The organism is Micromonospora trifolii (assembly GCF_022229005.1).
In the GTDB taxonomy this organism is placed as follows: domain Bacteria; phylum Actinomycetota; class Actinomycetes; order Mycobacteriales; family Micromonosporaceae; genus Micromonospora; species Micromonospora trifolii.
This window is the reverse complement of sequence record NZ_JAKKFD010000018.1, coordinates 12,987-28,318: the sequence shown is the minus strand read 5'-3', so window position 1 is coordinate 28,318 and position 15,332 is coordinate 12,987. Positions and strand designations below refer to the sequence as shown.

The 15,332-nt window shown below is 70.7% G+C and carries 16 protein-coding genes and 1 tRNA gene; 7 read left to right on the top strand and 10 right to left on the bottom strand.

Annotated elements, in window-relative coordinates; all coding sequences use genetic code 11:
• Positions 1 to 150 precede the first annotated feature (150 nt).
• Positions 151 to 900, top strand: a complete 750-nt coding sequence (locus NIE79_RS12090) for an SDR family oxidoreductase (RefSeq protein ID WP_238678639.1) — start codon at positions 151 to 153, stop codon at positions 898 to 900.
• A gap of 55 nt (positions 901 to 955) precedes the next feature.
• Here the strand turns inward: NIE79_RS12090 and NIE79_RS12085 are convergent.
• Positions 956 to 1,042: transfer RNA gene (locus tag NIE79_RS12085), tRNA-Ser, on the bottom strand.
• 75 nt (positions 1,043 to 1,117) lie between these two features.
• Between NIE79_RS12085 and deoD the strand changes: the two genes are divergently transcribed.
• The gene (deoD, locus tag NIE79_RS12080) at positions 1,118 to 1,825 is read left to right on the top strand and encodes a purine-nucleoside phosphorylase (RefSeq protein ID WP_074315244.1); all 708 of its coding nucleotides are present in this window, start codon (positions 1,118 to 1,120) and stop codon (positions 1,823 to 1,825) included.
• A 161-nt stretch (positions 1,826 to 1,986) separates the two neighbouring features.
• Here the strand turns inward: deoD and NIE79_RS12075 are convergent, their stop codons facing one another.
• From NIE79_RS12075 to NIE79_RS12060, 4 genes are all read right to left on the bottom strand, one after another.
• On the bottom strand, positions 1,987 to 2,433 hold the full coding sequence (locus NIE79_RS12075) for a nucleoside deaminase (RefSeq protein ID WP_238678650.1): 447 nt from the start codon (positions 2,431 to 2,433) through the stop codon (positions 1,987 to 1,989).
• 145 nt (positions 2,434 to 2,578) lie between these two features.
• On the bottom strand, positions 2,579 to 3,106 hold the full coding sequence (locus NIE79_RS12070; RefSeq protein ID WP_238678638.1) for a tRNA adenosine deaminase-associated protein: 528 nt from the start codon (positions 3,104 to 3,106) through the stop codon (positions 2,579 to 2,581).
• A 117-nt stretch (positions 3,107 to 3,223) separates the two neighbouring features.
• Entirely contained in the window at positions 3,224 to 3,391 is a 168-nt protein-coding gene (locus tag NIE79_RS12065; RefSeq protein ID WP_167362451.1) for a hypothetical protein, read from the bottom strand.
• A 111-nt stretch (positions 3,392 to 3,502) separates the two neighbouring features.
• Complete coding sequence (locus NIE79_RS12060; RefSeq protein ID WP_238678637.1) at positions 3,503 to 3,892, bottom strand: hypothetical protein; 390 nt, start codon at positions 3,890 to 3,892, stop codon at positions 3,503 to 3,505.
• Between NIE79_RS12060 and NIE79_RS12055 the strand changes: the two genes are divergently transcribed.
• Positions 3,885 to 4,718: a M23 family metallopeptidase gene (locus NIE79_RS12055; protein WP_372471468.1), complete on the top strand. Its 834-nt coding sequence runs from the start codon at positions 3,885 to 3,887 to the stop codon at positions 4,716 to 4,718. The two genes, NIE79_RS12060 and NIE79_RS12055, sit on opposite strands and share 8 nt — an antisense overlap.
• A gap of 1 nt (position 4,719) precedes the next feature.
• The gene (locus NIE79_RS12050; protein WP_238678635.1) at positions 4,720 to 5,793 is read left to right on the top strand and encodes a PHP domain-containing protein; all 1,074 of its coding nucleotides are present in this window, start codon (positions 4,720 to 4,722) and stop codon (positions 5,791 to 5,793) included.
• Between the two features lie 21 nt (positions 5,794 to 5,814).
• On the opposite strand, the gene NIE79_RS12045 is transcribed toward NIE79_RS12050, so the two are convergent.
• Positions 5,815 to 6,795 carry a DMT family transporter gene (locus NIE79_RS12045; RefSeq protein WP_238678634.1) on the bottom strand — a complete coding sequence of 327 codons (981 nt, stop codon included), beginning with the start codon at positions 6,793 to 6,795 and terminating at the stop codon, positions 5,815 to 5,817.
• A gap of 130 nt (positions 6,796 to 6,925) precedes the next feature.
• On the opposite strand from NIE79_RS12045, the gene NIE79_RS12040 reads away from it, so the two are divergent.
• Positions 6,926 to 8,596 (top strand): DUF885 domain-containing protein, encoded by a 1,671-nt coding sequence (locus NIE79_RS12040; protein WP_238678633.1) that lies wholly within the window; start codon positions 6,926 to 6,928, stop codon positions 8,594 to 8,596.
• 106 nt (positions 8,597 to 8,702) lie between these two features.
• Here the strand turns inward: NIE79_RS12040 and NIE79_RS12035 are convergent, their stop codons facing one another.
• The 3 genes from NIE79_RS12035 to pgfA all read right to left on the bottom strand — a co-directional run bounded on the left by NIE79_RS12035 (position 8,703) and on the right by pgfA (position 12,453).
• Positions 8,703 to 10,145, bottom strand: coding sequence for a DUF6114 domain-containing protein (locus tag NIE79_RS12035; RefSeq protein ID WP_238678632.1), 1,443 nt, complete (start codon positions 10,143 to 10,145; stop codon positions 8,703 to 8,705).
• 92 nt (positions 10,146 to 10,237) lie between these two features.
• Positions 10,238 to 10,861 carry a DUF6230 family protein gene (locus tag NIE79_RS12030; protein WP_112700053.1) on the bottom strand — a complete coding sequence of 208 codons (624 nt, stop codon included), beginning with the start codon at positions 10,859 to 10,861 and terminating at the stop codon, positions 10,238 to 10,240.
• A 395-nt stretch (positions 10,862 to 11,256) separates the two neighbouring features.
• Complete coding sequence (gene pgfA / locus NIE79_RS12025) at positions 11,257 to 12,453, bottom strand: cell envelope lipid trafficking protein PgfA (protein ID WP_238678631.1); 1,197 nt, start codon at positions 12,451 to 12,453, stop codon at positions 11,257 to 11,259.
• A 111-nt stretch (positions 12,454 to 12,564) separates the two neighbouring features.
• Here pgfA and NIE79_RS12020 point away from each other — a divergent pair, with 111 nt between their 5' ends.
• Positions 12,565 to 13,830: an acyltransferase family protein gene (locus NIE79_RS12020; protein WP_238678630.1), complete on the top strand. Its 1,266-nt coding sequence runs from the start codon at positions 12,565 to 12,567 to the stop codon at positions 13,828 to 13,830.
• A 109-nt stretch (positions 13,831 to 13,939) separates the two neighbouring features.
• Positions 13,940 to 15,118 (top strand): glycosyltransferase family 4 protein, encoded by a 1,179-nt coding sequence (locus NIE79_RS12015; protein WP_238678649.1) that lies wholly within the window; start codon positions 13,940 to 13,942, stop codon positions 15,116 to 15,118.
• Here the strand turns inward: NIE79_RS12015 and NIE79_RS12010 are convergent.
• Positions 15,103 to 15,297: a hypothetical protein gene (locus tag NIE79_RS12010; protein WP_112589285.1), complete on the bottom strand. Its 195-nt coding sequence runs from the start codon at positions 15,295 to 15,297 to the stop codon at positions 15,103 to 15,105. The two genes, NIE79_RS12015 and NIE79_RS12010, sit on opposite strands and share 16 nt — an antisense overlap.
• Positions 15,298 to 15,332: the final 35 nt, after the last annotated feature.

The following is a 15,332-nucleotide window of genomic DNA, read 5'->3' as shown; positions in this document are numbered from 1 at the left end:
CCGCCCATCCTACCGGCAGCGAAAACCGATCGGTACAGAAATTTGCGCCCCCCGCCGACGGTTGCTACGGTCGGATACGTACCGCTCGGTACAGAATGCTTGAGGCCCGGCCGGCCGCACACGACCACACCCCAACAGAGGAGATCCATCGTGGGACAGCTCGACGGCAAGACCGCTCTCGTCACCGGGGGCACCACGGGCATCGGCCTGGCCACCGCCCGCCGCTTCGCGGCCGAAGGCGCGTACGTCTTCGTCACCGGCCGTCGCAAGGGCCCGGTGGACGAGGCCGTGGCCAGCATCGGCGCGAACGTCACCGGCATCGCCAGCGATGTCAGCAAGCTCGACGACCTGGACCGGGTCATGCGGGCGATCGAGGAGCGCGGCGCCGGACTGGACGTGGTGTTCGCCAACGCCGGCGGCGGTGAGTTCCGTTCGCTCGACTCGATCACCGCCGAGCACGTGGCCAAAACCTTCGACACCAACATCTACGGCACCATCTTCACTGTGCAGAAGGCCCTGCCCCTGCTCAACGAGGGCGCGTCGATCGTGCTCACCGGCTCGACGGCCGCCAGCAACGGCACGCCGGCGTTCAGCGTCTACGCCGCGTCCAAGGCGGCCATCCGCTCGTTCGGTCGCACCTGGGCCGGCGAGCTGATCGGCCGGAAGATCCGGGTGAACACCCTGGTGCCCGGCTCGACCGAAACCCCCGGGCTCGCCGGCCTCGCGCCCAGCCCCGCGGAGGCCCCGGGGTTGCTGAAGGCCATCGCCTCGGGCGTGCCCATGCAGCGCATGGCACACCCGGACGAGATCGCCAACGCCGCGCTCTTCCTCGCCTCCGACCAGAGCAGCTTCATGACCGGCGGCGAGCTGTTCGTCGACGGTGGCGAGCAGCAGCTCTGACGCGAAACGCCCGGTCGATCCTCGCGGATCGACCGGGCGTTTCTGCACTACAGAGCGGTGGCGGAGGGATTTGAACCCTCGGAGGGCGTTAACCCTCACACGCTTTCGAGGCGTGCTCCTTAGGCCGCTCGGACACGCCACCGCCGACGAGGGTACAGGACCGCCGGTTCCGACGCCGAACCGGTATCGCCCGGGCCGGCCTGGCAGGATCTTTGCCATGAGTACGCACATCGGCGCGAAGCCGGGCGAGATCGCCGAGCGGGTCCTGATGCCGGGTGACCCCCTGCGGGCCAAGTGGATCGCGGAGACCTACCTCGAGGGCGCTACCTGCTACTCGACGGTTCGGGGCATGCTGGGCTTCACCGGCCGCTGGAACGGCGTCGAGGTTTCCGTCCAGGGCTCCGGCATGGGCATGCCGTCGGCCTCCATCTACGCCCACGAGTTGATCAACGAGTACGGCGTGAAGACGCTGATCCGGGTCGGCTCCTGTGGCGCCCTCAGCACGGACCTGCAACTGCGGGACGTGGTGGCGGCGATCGGGTCGTCCACCGACTCGAACATGAACCGGATGCGGTTCGACGGGCTGATCGACTACGCCCCGGTGGCCGATTTCGGGCTGCTGCGTACGTCGGTCGAGGTGGCCGAGCGGCGCGGCATCACCATGCACGTCGGGCCGATCCTGGCGGCGGACGCCTTCTACACCGACCGGCCGGACCTCTACGACACCCTCGCCGACTACGGCGTGCTGGCGGTGGAGATGGAGTCGGCGGCGCTCTACACGATCGCCGCCCGGTTCAAGGCCCGCGCGCTGACCGTGTTGACGGTCAGCGACCACATCAAGACCGGTGAGAAGACCACCTCGGAGGAGCGCGAGCAGACCTTCAGCCAGATGGTCGAGATCGCCCTCGACACGATCATCGCCTGAGCCGTCTGACCGGGCGGGCAACACCGCGGAGAGCGTGATGACTGTGGGGCATCAAGATGCCGCACAGTCATCACGCTCTTTCGCGTCCGACCCGCCCGACCCGTCCGCCCCGCCCGCCCGCAAAAGGCCGCACAAGTCAGACGGCCGCCGACGGCCCGGCCTCAGCGGAAGAACGCGCGCAGGACGGTGGCGGTCTCGGCCTCCAGCACCCCGCCGTAGACCTCGGGGCGGTGGTTGAGCCGACGGTCCCGCAACACGTCCCAGAGCGAACCGGCCGCGCCGGTCTTGGGTTCCCACGCGCCGAACACGACTGTGGAGACCCGGGCCAGCACCAGCGCCCCGGCGCACATGGTGCACGGTTCGAGGGTGACCACCAGGGTGCAGCCGTCCAGCCGCCACCGGCCCGTGCGCTCGGCGCCCCGGCGTAGGGCCAGCACCTCGGCGTGGGCGGTGGGGTCGCCGGTCAGCTCGCGCTCGTTGCGTCCGGTGGCCAGCTCGGTGCCGTCCGGCCCGTAGAGCACCGCCCCCACCGGCACGTCGTCGACGTCGGTGCTGACCGTGTCGTCGACCTGTGGACCGGCGACGGCGACCTCCAGGGCGCGGCGCATCCACAGCTCGTGCCGCTGCCGTCGGCCGACCTCGCCCAGGTCGGCCAGACCCTCGTGGGCGCCGGGCCCGGCGCGGCCCACCGCGCCGGGGGTCGGCTGGCCCGGTCGGATCGACTCCAAAGACGGATCGGTGGCGTCGGCCGGCTCAGACCTCACGCAGCTCCTCGACCTCGTCGGCACAGCCGAGCACCTGGCAGATCTCGGAGGTGACGTCCGCCGGCATCATCCCCTCGTGGGTGCAGAGGGTCAGCAGCTTCTGCGCGGAGATGCCCAGGTTGGCCAGCAGGTCGGCGTCACCGACCGGGTCGGCCTCCGGGTCGACGACGGGCTGTTCGCTCTCCTCGTCACCGGTGCTCACCGGGCGTGGCTCGTCGTCACCGTCGAGCCCGGTGACCGAGGTCTTCAGGTCACCGACCAGCAGCGACCCGAGCTGCGACTCCTCGGCGTACGCGGAGTCCGAACCGAACACCCGCAGGTCCTCGCCCTCGTCGAGGCGCAGGATCACCAGATACGCGTCGTCGGCCTCGACGAAGAGCAGCGACACGTCGGCCTCCAGGTCGACGTCACGCAGCCGGTCGGCAACCTCGTCGATGTCGGTGGCGCCACGCAGGCTGACCTCGGCGGCGGTCCAGCCACTGTCGTCGCGCACCACGGCCGCAGCGAAGTACGACACGGTCCCCCCAATAGCCCTCGACACAGCGTCGACTCGTTACGCGTGCACGTTAGCCGGTCGGGTCGGCAGGCGACCCGTCAACGCCCCGAAGGGCGGGTCATTCCTGACAAAGTCGGATCAGCCGACGACTCGACGGCGGGTGGCGATGAGCTGGCGCAGACGCTCGGTGCGCTGCCGCTGCGGTCGGCTGCGCTGACGGACCGCCCGGGCGCCCGCCAACTCGGCCAGCAACTGCAGTCGACGGCGATTGCGATCGGGATCCTGCCGGGGAGTGGTCCAGGCCATAGTCCCGAGCGTGCCGAGTCTCGGCGGCCACGTCAAGACGGCGTTCGCTACGCAGCCAACCGGGCACACGGTGCAGTCACCGAGCGCCGTCTCGGGGCCCCTCCGTGCCGGTCACCACAGCGGCCAGTCAGCACTGGTCGCCCAGCGGACCGCCACCACGGCGGCGGCGATGCTCCAGCCACCCGCCGTGACGATGGCGACCCCGGTGGCCACCCCTCGGTCGCCGTAGCGGACCAGCACCAGGGCGGTGACCCAGGCCAGCAGGCCGGCGATCACCGTCCACCACGCGTAGCTGGCCACGTCGGTGCCGAGCAGGCCGAACAGCAGCAGCCAACCGGCCGCCGCGCCGGCGCCGGCGGCGACACCACCGCCGGTGACCGGGTGCGGCTCGCGGTAGGTGGGCCGGGTCGGCGGCCCGGAGGGGAAGAGGCCCGACGGGGTACGCGGCACCGGGCGGACGGCACCGAAATCCGGGCCACTGTCGGGTCGGGCAATGGTCACCGTCGCTGCCCTCCCTCACGCGTGCCGCTCGTGCCCACGGTACCGGCTCTGCCAGGATGACCGGATGTCCTCGCCGACGATCAGCCGCCGGGCTCGTCCGGCGTACCCGATCCTGCTGCTGCTCGCCCCGGTGCTGGCCGCCGGCTGCGCGACCACCCGGCCGGGGGTGCCCGACGGCGCCGCGCCGACGCCGCCGGCGGTCTGGGCGACCGCCGAGCAGCCGGCGTCGCAGCCGCCCACGCCGACGGCGACCGAGCCGAGCGCCCCGGCGCCGTCGTCGGCCAGGCCGTCGGCGACGGCACCCCGCACCGGCCTGAAGCATGTCTTTCCGGTACGCGCCGACGACGTCGACTACCACCCGACGCACGGGGCGTACCCGGCGACGGACCTCTTCGCCGACTGCGGCGAGCCGTTCGTGGCGGTGACCGACGGGACCGTGCTGGAGGTGAGCCGCGTCGACAAATACCGCAAGCGTGGGCCACAGGGCCCGGACAACGGCGGCCTGTCGGTCTCCCTGCTCGGCGACGACGGGGTGCGCTACTACGGCTCGCACCTGAGCGTCGTGAGCAGCGGCGTCGACGCCGGGGTGCGGGTCCGCGCCGGGCAGCAACTCGGCAAGGTGGGCCGCACCGGCAACGCGAACAACGTGTGTCACGTGCACTTCGGCATCTCGCCGTCGTGCGCGGGCAAGGACGGTTGGTGGATCCGGCGCGGGGTGATCTGGCCGGCGCGTTACCTGGACTCCTGGCGGGGCGGTGGCAACCGGGAGCCGGCCGCCGAGGTTACGGCGTGGCAACGCCGGCGCGGCTGCCCGAAGGCGCCCTGACATGGCTCGCGCGAGAGATCCCATCGTCGATCTGCGCCGGATCGCGTTCCTGTTGGAGCGGGCGAACGAGGCCACCTACCGGGTGCGTGCGTTCCGGTCGGCGGCGAAGGCGCTGGCCGGCCTGCCTGCGGCGGAGCTGACCGAACGGGCCGGCAACGGCACGCTCACCGAACTGGCCGGGGTCGGTGATGTCACGGCCCGCTGCGTGGCGGAGTCCCTCGCCGGTGAGGAACCGGTCTACCTCCGCCGGCTGGTGGCGACCGAGGGCAGCGACCTGGACGCCGAGGCCACGGCGCTGCGCGCCGCCCTGCGCGGCGACTGCCACACCCACTCGGACTGGTCCGACGGCGGTTCGCCCATCGAGGAGATGGCGCTGGCCGCTGTGGAGTTGGGCCACGAGTACCTGGTGCTGACCGACCACTCGCCCCGGCTGACTGTGGCCCGGGGGCTGACCGCTGAGCGGCTGCGCCGGCAGCTCGACCACGTGGCGCAGGTCAACGCGGCGCTGCCCGAGGGTTTCCGGATCCTCACCGGGATCGAGGTGGACATCCTCGCCGACGGCTCCCTGGACCAGGACGACGACCTGCTGGCGCGGCTCGACGTGGTGGTCGGGTCGGTGCACAGCGGGCTGAAGGACGAGCGGTCGAAGATGACCCGGCGCATGGTGAAGGCGGTCGCCAACCCGCACCTGGACATCCTCGGTCACGTCACCGGCCGGATGGTGTCGTCCCGCCCGGCCGGCGTGACCGGGCCGGGCGATCGGGGGCACCGGGCGCGTACCCGGGCGGAGAGCGACTTCGACGCGGATGCCGTCTTCGCCGCCTGCGCCGAGCACGACACCGCCGTCGAGATCAACTCTCGGCCGGAGCGGCAGGACCCGCCGAAGCGCCTGATCCGCCGCGCCCTGGAGGCTGGCTGCCGGTTCGCCATCAACACCGACGCGCACGCGCCCGGCCAACTCGACTGGCAACGATTCGGCTGTGAACGCGCCGCCCTCTGCGGCGTCCCCGCCGACCGCGTGATCAACACCTGGTCGGCAGAGCAACTGGTGGCCTGGACGCACGACCGCGCCTGACCAGCCCTCGGCGTTGATCTGTCAGCGGCGGGCGGGTTCGGCGGCGGGTATGGCGGGTGCGCCGACGCCGACGACCGGGCTGCTCCGGCGGCGACCGAACATCCCCTGCGAGACCGCGACCCCGAGCAGCACGATCAGCGCGCCGACCGGTTGGTGCCAGTTGAGTCGTTCGCCGAGCGCCAGAGCGCCGATCAGCACCGCGAAGATCGGGATCAGGTACGTGACGGTGGACGCGGTGCTCGCCCCGGCCACCCGGATGTTGCGCATGTTGATCACGAAGGCGAGCCCGGTGCCGAGCGCGCCGAGGGTCAGCACACTTGCCACCACCCCTGCCGACAGCTCGGTGGGCAGCGGCGGCAGGCCGGCGACGAAGGGGGTCACGATGGCCAGCTGCGCGGCGGCGAGCAGCAGTTGCGCGGTGGACAGCGACAGACCCGAGTACGCGCTGCCGGCGACGAACCGCTTCTGGTACGGGATGGCCACGCCGTAGCAGGCCGCCGCACCGAAGCACATGAGCTGCCCGGTGAAGTGCGCCCCGCCGATGCCCTCCCAGACCCCGAGCACCACCAGCACCCCCACGAAGCCCAGCCCGAGCCCGACCGCACGGCGCACTGTGAGCCGCTCGGTGCGGAAGACCAGCACCGCCAGCGGCAGCACGATCAACGGCGTGGTGGCGTTCCAGATGCCGGCCAGCATCGACTCGACCCGCTGTTCGCCGTAGCCGAAGAGGGTGAACGGCACTGCCACGCCGAAGGCGGCGACCACTGTCAGGTGCGCCCAGACCCGCGGCTCGCGGGGCAGCCGGTCGCGCAGCACGGCGAGGACCACCAGGAGTGTCAACGCGCCGGCGACGACCCGGTAGAGGGTGAGTTGGACCGGGTGCAGCTCGGCCACCCCGACCTTGATGAAGAGGAAGCTGGAACCCCAGATCGCGGCGAGGGCGACGAAGCCGGGCAGCCAGGCGCGGACCGGCGCTTTGTCAGGAGTGGTATCGGTGGTCACCCCTGACACTCTGCCGCAACCGTGCGACAAAGTCGCGCGCCTTTCGGCCGTCACGCCGTGCCTGAACCCGCAGCTCCAACACGACAAACGTCGGCGACATGCGGGTGGGATGGTCACGTAGGGTCGCAGCGTGGGACGAATTGATGAACTCGCCAACCGCTACGTGGCCGAGTGGGCGCCGTTGAGCCCCACCGGCGCGACCTTCGTCGGCATCGCCGGCCACGACGACCAGCTCGACGACCTCTCGCCCGACGGCTACGCGGCGCGCGCGGACCTCACCCGGCGGACGCTCGCCGAGCTGGAGGTGACCGAGCCGGAGACCGAAGCAGAACGGACCGCCAAGGAGGCCATGCAGGAACGGCTCGGCCTGGACCTCGCCCGGTACGACGCCGGCGAGGTGACCAGCGAGGTCAGCGTGATCGCCAGCGGGCTGCACGAGATCCGCATGGTGTTCGACCTGATGCCGACCGCGACCAGTGACGAGCAGGCCAACATCGCCGCCCGGCTCAACGGCTTCGGCGCCGCCCTGGAGGGCTACAAGACCACGCTGCGGGAGGCGCTCGCCGCCGGTGAGGTCAGCTCGAAGGTGCAGCTGGTCGAGGTGGCCAAGCAGTGCGACATCTGGGTCGACCCGACCGGTGACAACTTCTTCCACGGGCTGGTCGAGCGGCTCGGGGCGGAGGGGACGCTCGGCTCGGAGCTGCGTCGGGGTGCGGCGGCGGCGACCGCGGCGACAGCCGAGTTCGGCCAGTTCCTGCGTACCGAGATGGCCCCGCACGGGCGGGACAAGCAGGCCGCCGGCCGGGAGCGCTACGAACTCGCCTCACAGTACTTCCTCGGTGCCAAGATCGACCTGGACGAGACGTACGCCTGGGGCTTCGCGGAGCTGGCCCGCCTGGAGGCGGAGATGCGGGTCGTGGCGGGGCGCATCGCCGGCTCCGGTGCCAGCATCGACGAGGCCGTGACCAAGTTGGACGCCGACCCGGCCCGCACCATCCGGGGCAAGGAGGCATTCCGGGACTGGATGCAGGCGCTGGCCGACAAGGCGATCACCGAGCTGCACGGCACCCACTTCGACATCCCGGAGCAGGTCCGCCGCATCGAGTGCTGCCTCGCCCCGACCAGCGACGGCGCCATCTACTACACCGGCCCGAGTGAGGACTTCTCCCGCCCGGGTCGGATGTGGTGGGCGGTGCCGCAGGGCATTAGTGACTTCTCCACCTGGCGGGAGGTGACCACGGTCTACCACGAGGGCGTGCCAGGTCACCACCTCCAGGTGGCGCAGACCGCCGTCCGGGCCGACCTGCTCAACCGCTGGCAGCGGCTGCTCTGCTGGGTCTCCGGGCACGGTGAGGGCTGGGCGCTCTACTCGGAGCGGCTGATGGACGAGCTGGGCTACCTGGACGACCCGGGCGACAAGCTGGGCATGCTCGACGGCCAGGCGATGCGCGCGGCACGGGTCATCGTGGACATCGGCATGCACCTGGAGCTGGAGATCCCGAAGGACAATCCCTTCGGTTTCCACCCGGGCGAGCAGTGGACGCCCGAACTGGGCTGGGAGTTCATGCGGGCGCACTGCCGGGTTCCGGACGAGAACCTGCGCTTCGAGCTGAACCGCTACCTGGGCTGGCCGGGGCAGGCGCCGTCGTACAAGGTGGGTGAGCGGATCTGGCTCCAGGCCCGCGAGGACGCCAAGGCCCGCAAGGGCGCCGATTTCGACCTGCGGGAGTTCCACCGGCAGGCGCTGGACCTGGGTGCGCTGGGTCTCGACCCGCTGCGCCGGGCGCTGGCCCGGCTCTGACCGGGCACGGCTGCGCGCGCCGACGGTACGACGGGTCCGTCGCCGCGCGCAGCCACGCACCGAGCCGGTGCTGCTCCGCCCGAGTGCCGATTCCGGGGCGGTGCGCTCAGCCGAGGGTGAGTGCCAACGCCGGGCGGGCGGTCAGCGTGTCGCTGGTGACGTACGCCAGGTCGATGGCGGGGTCGGTGAACGTGATCGGGATGGGCGAGGTGATCGGAAGGCCGTCCGGTAGCGGCAGATCCGGAGTCAGTGTGATCTTGATGCCGAGCAGTCGGCCGACGAACCTGGTCGCGTAGAAGGCCACGTCTCCCCGGACGGTCAACTGGTTGGTCGCGTACCGCTGGTTGCGCCCTGCGGGGCCGTCGGCCCGCAGCAGGAAGTCGCTGGTCACCGCCTCCCGCATGCTGAACTTCAGCACCTTGAGGTCGCCCTTCACGGTGTGCAGGTCGGTGACCCCCTCGAACCGCAGCCCGGTCATCCGCACCGACGACCCGGTGAGCTTCGACGGCGCCTGGGCCACAGTCGGCAGGGTCGGATCGGCGGCGATCCGCGGTAGCGGCCTGCCCGGCTGCACGGTTCCCGGCTTGTCCGCTGCGCCGGGCTTGCCCGGGGTCGGCTTGCCCGGTGGCTGCGCCGGGCAGTCGGTGGGGCCGGGACGGGGCGTCGCCGTGCCGGTCGGCCGGGCTGTGGGGGTGGCGGTGGGGCGCACCGAGGGCGCGGGGTCCGCTCGGCCTCCGAGGCCGAGCAGATCGCCGATTCCGTCCAGGATGTCGGTGATCACGTTGCCGCCCTGTGCCGGGCTCGGGGCGGGCGTCGGCGTGGCCGCGCTGCGGCTGGGTGACGGGGTGACGGCCCGGGGCGGCGTGGGGCAGCCGGCCGAGCCTGGTCGGCTCGGCGCGGCCTGCACCGCTCGGGGCTGGCCGGCCAGCCCGACGGCCGCCAGGCCGAGGATCACGAAAGCGACGGCGAAGGCCCGCGGATCAGCGGAACCTCCCGGCCGCTCGGACGGCACATCCTCGTCGGACACCCGGAGACGACGATCGGCACGCTCGTCACCGTCCTGGTCGACACCAGCCAGGCCGACATCAGCCAGGCCGACGTCTCCCGGCCCATCGCCGTCCTGCTCGACCTCGGCCTGCGGTGGGGTGGGTGGTGCGGGGCGGATCGGGGTCCAGGCGAAGGCGAGGGCGCTGCCGACGATGCCGAGCAGCAGACCGACGAAGAAGCCGCCGAGGTTGAGCCCGATCAGCGAGTACACAGCGGTGACCGCCGCGACGACCGAGTAGAACAGCCGCTGCGCCGGGGTGAACCAGAGCAGCAGGCCACCGGTCACCAGGATGATCGGGATCAGCAGCGAGAGCAGCCCGGTCGCGCCGCTGTGGAAGCTGAGACCGTTGAGGGTCATCCGGGTGGAGGCGAACATCTCCAGCCCGGCCAGGGCGATGAGCAGTCCGCCCCAGAACGGCCGGCTGCGCTGCCAGCGACGGAAGAGCCGCCACGCCTGGGCCGGGCCACCGGGCCGGGCGTGGGACGGGTTCGCGGTTGTCACGTACTCCTCCTGGCCGAGCGGGGACGGGACCGAGCGGGGATGGGGGCATGGGCCCGGCCCGCGGCGCTGACCACCGCGGGCCTCGGCTCAGCTCAGAAGCACTCCTTGCCCTTGGCGTCGTCACCCACGTTGACCTTGAGTCGGAGGCCGACCAGGTTGAACGTGGCCGCCGTCGTGTAGCGGGACACCTGTTGCAGGTTGGTGATGGTGACGTGGTCGGAGTTCTGGCCGAACGAGCCGGCCTGCGCCGTCGGGTTCAGGTCGGTGGCATCCCGACCGATCCTGATGTTGGTGAAGGTCGCGTTGCCGTTCAACGAGTCCATCGCGATCAGCAGGTCCTTGGCGCGGGCGGGTTCCTTGCCCTCGCCGGCGTTGATGGTGAGCACCACCGGCAGTCCCGGCAGGTCGGCGCGGACGGACTGGCAGAGGCTGTACAGCTCGGCGCTGCTGATCTCGGAGAGAGCGATCGGGTGGACCTGGCCGGACTTCCCGTCCTTGCCCTTCTCGCGGACGATGCCGCCGTACTGCTTGAAGCCGTCGCCTTCCAGGCGGTCGGCACCGATTTTGAACGTCTGTCCGGAGACGGTGATGTCGGACGCGATCGCGCCGGTCGACATTCCGAAGAGGATGGCGCCGGCAGCCGCCGTGGCGGGCACCATCATGGCGGCGAACCGCCACCATCGGGTACGACCCTGACTGTCCAACCGATCCTGCACGGGTTCCTCCTCGGGTCGATGCGCGCGAGTGGCCGGTCCCGAGCGGGCGGCCGCGCTGGGAGCCCGCGTTCTGTTACCGGCTGGTAACCATCGGGCTTGATGGTGCACCTGTTGCGGTGCAGGTCACAACCCCCTGATTACCGGGCGGTAACAGTCGGGCGACCGGACGGAGGTGAGATATCACAGAAGGTGAGTGCACTCGCCGTCGCAACCCTCCTATATGTCCACAAGTCAGGCGTGCGGTGGGGGCGGGATCAGCGCATAGTTACGCTACATTGACTAATTACAATCGAATAACAAATGTAAAGCGCGCAGGTCGTGCGGGTTGCCACACGACCGAGGGGCGGACCGCTCAGCGGTCCACCCCTCAGGTCGTACGTCCGGTCGTACGCGCGTCAGCGCTGCTCCACCTCGCCCGGAGCCGGCCGCTGGGTCGGCACCGTCGGGTCCTCCGACTTCCAGTTGGTCGAAGCCGGCGGGATCTCGTCGGACAGTGGCCCGCCGACCGGCTGCGGCCTGGGCTGCTCGACGGTGTCCGTGTCGCGCACCGGCTCCTGGTCCACCCGGGTCGGAGTCGGGTCGTCGACCGCCGGCTCGGCGCGGTGCCGGGCCGTCCCACCCTCGGGCCGGGTCACCAGCCACACACCGAAGACGACAGCGATCAGACCGAGGACACCAGCGACGATCGGACCCCAGAAACTGATCAGGCCGATCTTGAAGCGGTTGTCCTTGACCGTCTCGACACTGCGGCTGACAGTGTCGTCGGTGTAGTTGAAGTCCGCGTCCAACAGCACGGTGGGGGTGCCGGTGTTGGGGCGCAACTCCTTGTGCTGCTGCTCCCGCACGTTCACGTAGGAGCCGGTGACCGGGTCCACCCAGACCGTCCGGATGTTGCTGTAGACGATCTGACCGCTGGTGGCACCGGGGGCGAACTTGCCGACCAGCGTCTGGATGCTGCTCTCCGGGGTGGCCAGCACCTCATTGTCGATCCGCTGCTCGAAGCGGTACGTCTCGATGCCCTTGATCTTTTCGGTGCCGACGAACTTCGCCGGAGTGGCCCGCTTCAGGTCACGGTCGAAAATCTGGTAGTCGCGCTTGTCGGTGCCGAACGGGAACTTGTAGATCTGGCCGGTGTACTTCACGTTGCCGACCGGAGTCCCGTCCGCCCCGGTCTCGTTGAGCCACTGGTCCTTCCAGGAGGCGGCCGCACCGGAGATCCGGTAGAGAGCGAGTTCGGTGCTGTACTGGCTGACCACGTCCTGGTTGTCGGTGCGCCGGACCGTCTGGTAGACGTCCCAGATCACCGCGTCGCCCTTGAGGTCCTCGGGCAGCCGATCCTTGGTGTCGTCGGGTTGTGGAATGACCTCCACATTGGACATCAGATCGCCCTGCGGAACCTCGATGCTCACCGAGCTCCCGGTTGCCGTGATCTTCAGGAACCTGGCGTTCTTCGCCTCGGCGACGGACGTCGTTGGCTCAAGATCGTAGGGGAGCTTGGTCACGGCGGGGGCCACGTAAAACGGCAGCCCGGCCGCGAAGACCAGCAATAAGACGCCAAGCCCGAAGAGCGCGGCGCCCACGCGAAGCTTCACTCATCCTCCTGTAACCTGCCGCCCTACGACCTGTTGTCCGGGGCACCCGATCCTTAACATGGCGGGAGGTTACTCCCCGGTCACCTTCAAAGCGACCCCCTGGATGTCCAGATGTCCACAGCCGCCGCGCCAACAGTTTCGGAGCCTTCGGTAACCGGCCGACTCCCCGCCCTCGACGCGCTGCGAGCAATCGGCGCGGTGGCGGTCGTCGGTCACCACGTCGGGTTCCAGACCGCCGTCACCATGAACACCACCTGGGGCGGCTGGCTGGCTCGACTGGACGTCGGCGTCGCCATCTTCTTCGTACTGTCCGGGTTTCTGCTGTTTCGGCCGTGGGCGCTCAGCGCTGCGACGGGCCGCGCCCGGCCCCGCGCCAAGCGGTACCTGTGGCGGCGGGCCCTACGCATCCTGCCCGCCTACTGGTTGGCGATCGCGGTCTGCCTGATCGTCCTGCCGCAGAACGGGCAGGCGTCCGTCGGCGACTGGATCCGCCACCTCACCTTCACCCAGATCTACCAGGCCGGGCAGTTGCGCGCCGGGCTCAGCCAGACCTGGAGTCTCGCCACCGAGGTCGTGTTCTACCTGATCCTGCCGCTGGTCGCCGTGCTCGCCGTCGGCCGGTCCTGGCGTCCGGTCCGAACCATCGTGATCGTCAGCGGAAGTGCGCTGCTCACCGCCGGGTGGCTCACCCTGATGGGGTTCGGCTGGCTCGACGCCGCCCTGCACACCATGTGGTTCCCCTCGTACGCCGCCTGGTTCGGCACCGGAATGGCTCTGGCGGCGGCGCACGTCGCCCTGCGCACCGGGACCGCGCCCGCGGCCTTCCGGGTCCTGGACGACCTGGCGTCGGCGCCGGTCACCTGCTGGGCCGCCGCCGTCGGCCTGATGGCGATCGCGACGACGCCCGTCGCCGGCCCCCGCGACCTCGCCGAGCCGACGGCCGCCGAGTTCGGCGTCAAGCTGGCCCTGTACCTCGTGATCGCGGCGCTGATCCTGATCCCGGTGGCCTTCGGCGGGCCCAGCCGGGCCAAGGAGGTCTTCGGCAGCTCGTCCGCGCGGTGGCTCGGCGCGGTCTCGTACGGACTGTTCCTGTGGCACCCCATGGTCATCGAACTCATCTACCTGGTCGGCGACCGACAGCTGTTCACCGGCGGACTGCTCAGCACCTTCGCCCTCACCATGGCCTTCGGCCTGGTGTACGCCGCGGTGAGCTATTACGGCGTCGAGCGCCCCCTGCAACTGCTCGGGGCGCAGGGGCGGCGCCGATCAACCGGGTGTGGGCGGACGCCCGGGACCCCCGTCACCGACGCGGCCGCACCGGCCACCACACCGCCGACTGTCGCGGCCGGCACTCCGGTGCCCACCGTCGGCGGGTAGCTCTCAGCGCTGGCCCATCGGGGCATTGCCGGCCGGCCTACCAGCCCCTAATGTGACGCGGGTCGCTAAATTACTTGAGAGTAGGGTTCGCGTGGAGCGTCGCTTCGGCATGCCCGGACACGTGTTGTTCCTCAACTGGCGAGACACCCGCAACCCCGAGGGTGGCGGTTCCGAGGTGTACGTCGAGCGGATCGCCGCCGAGCTGGTGGCGCGCGGATTCCGCGCCACTCTCTTCTGCGCCGCCCACAGCCAGGCTCCGGCCGACGAGATCAACGAGGCGGGCGTACGGCTGGTGCGGCGCGGCGGCCGACACAGCGTCTACCTCTGGGCAGCGCTCTGTTACGTCGCGGGCGCGCTGGGCATCGGCCCGCTGGCGGCCCGACGCGGCGGTCGGCCCGATGTCCTGGTCGACGTCTGCAACGGGTTGCCGTTCCTCGCCCCACTGTGGGCACGACGCCCGGTGGTCAAGCTGATCCACCACGTGCACCGCGAGCAGTGGCCAGTGGTGCTTCCACAGTGGGCGGCCCGGTTCGGCTGGTGGATCGAATCGTCGCTCGCCGTACGCCTCTACCAGCGGTGCCGGTACGTCACCGTCTCCGAGGCGACCCGCCGAGAGTTGGCAGTGCTCGGCGTGCCACCGGAGCAGGTCTCCGTTGTGCACAACGGCACCCCGACGCTGCCCCACACCGACGCCGAGCGGGCGACGTTCCCGCTGCTCGTGACGCTGAACCGGCTGGTGCCACACAAGCGGGTGGAGGTGGCGCTGCGGGCCGTCGCGGCCCTCGCCGACGAGCTGCCCCAACTACGTCTGGTCGTCGCCGGCCAGGGCTGGTGGGAGTCGCACCTGCGTGAACTCGCCGCCGAGCTGGACATCACCGAGCGGGTGGACTTCCGGGGCTTCGTGACCGAGGAGGAGAAGGCCGCACTGCTCGCCTCCGCCTGGGTGGCCCTGACCCCGTCCCTCAAGGAGGGGTGGGGGCTCACGATCGTGGAGGCGGGTTCGGCGGGCACCCCGACGGTGGCGTTCCGGGCAGCGGGCGGAGTCGCCGAAGCTGTCGTCGACGGGCGTACCGGCCTGCTGGCCGACGACATCGACGACTACCTGATGAAGGTGCGCACGCTTCTGCACCGGGATGAGCTGCGGCGGGAGATGGGCGCCCAGGCCCGGGAGCACGCGGCCAGCTTCACCTGGCAGGCTGCGGGTGGGCGCTTCGAAGCGATCCTCAAGGGTGTGGAGTCGCCCCGCCCAGTGCAGCAGCGGGGCGAGCCGTCCTACCTGTCGCCGTAAACCGCAGGGGCGTACGGGTCCTTCTTTCCGGCCCGCTTGGCCGCCTCCGAGACGAGCTTGGCCTCACTCGCGGCCTCCTCGTCGGTGGCGGTCGCGGCGGCCGAGATCCCGCCGAGAGCCAGGATCCCCAGCAACGCCGCCACCAGGCCAGACACGACCAGGGTCAGAGCTCTACGCATGCCAATCCTCCAATGGCGAGACGTGCGAGCGGACG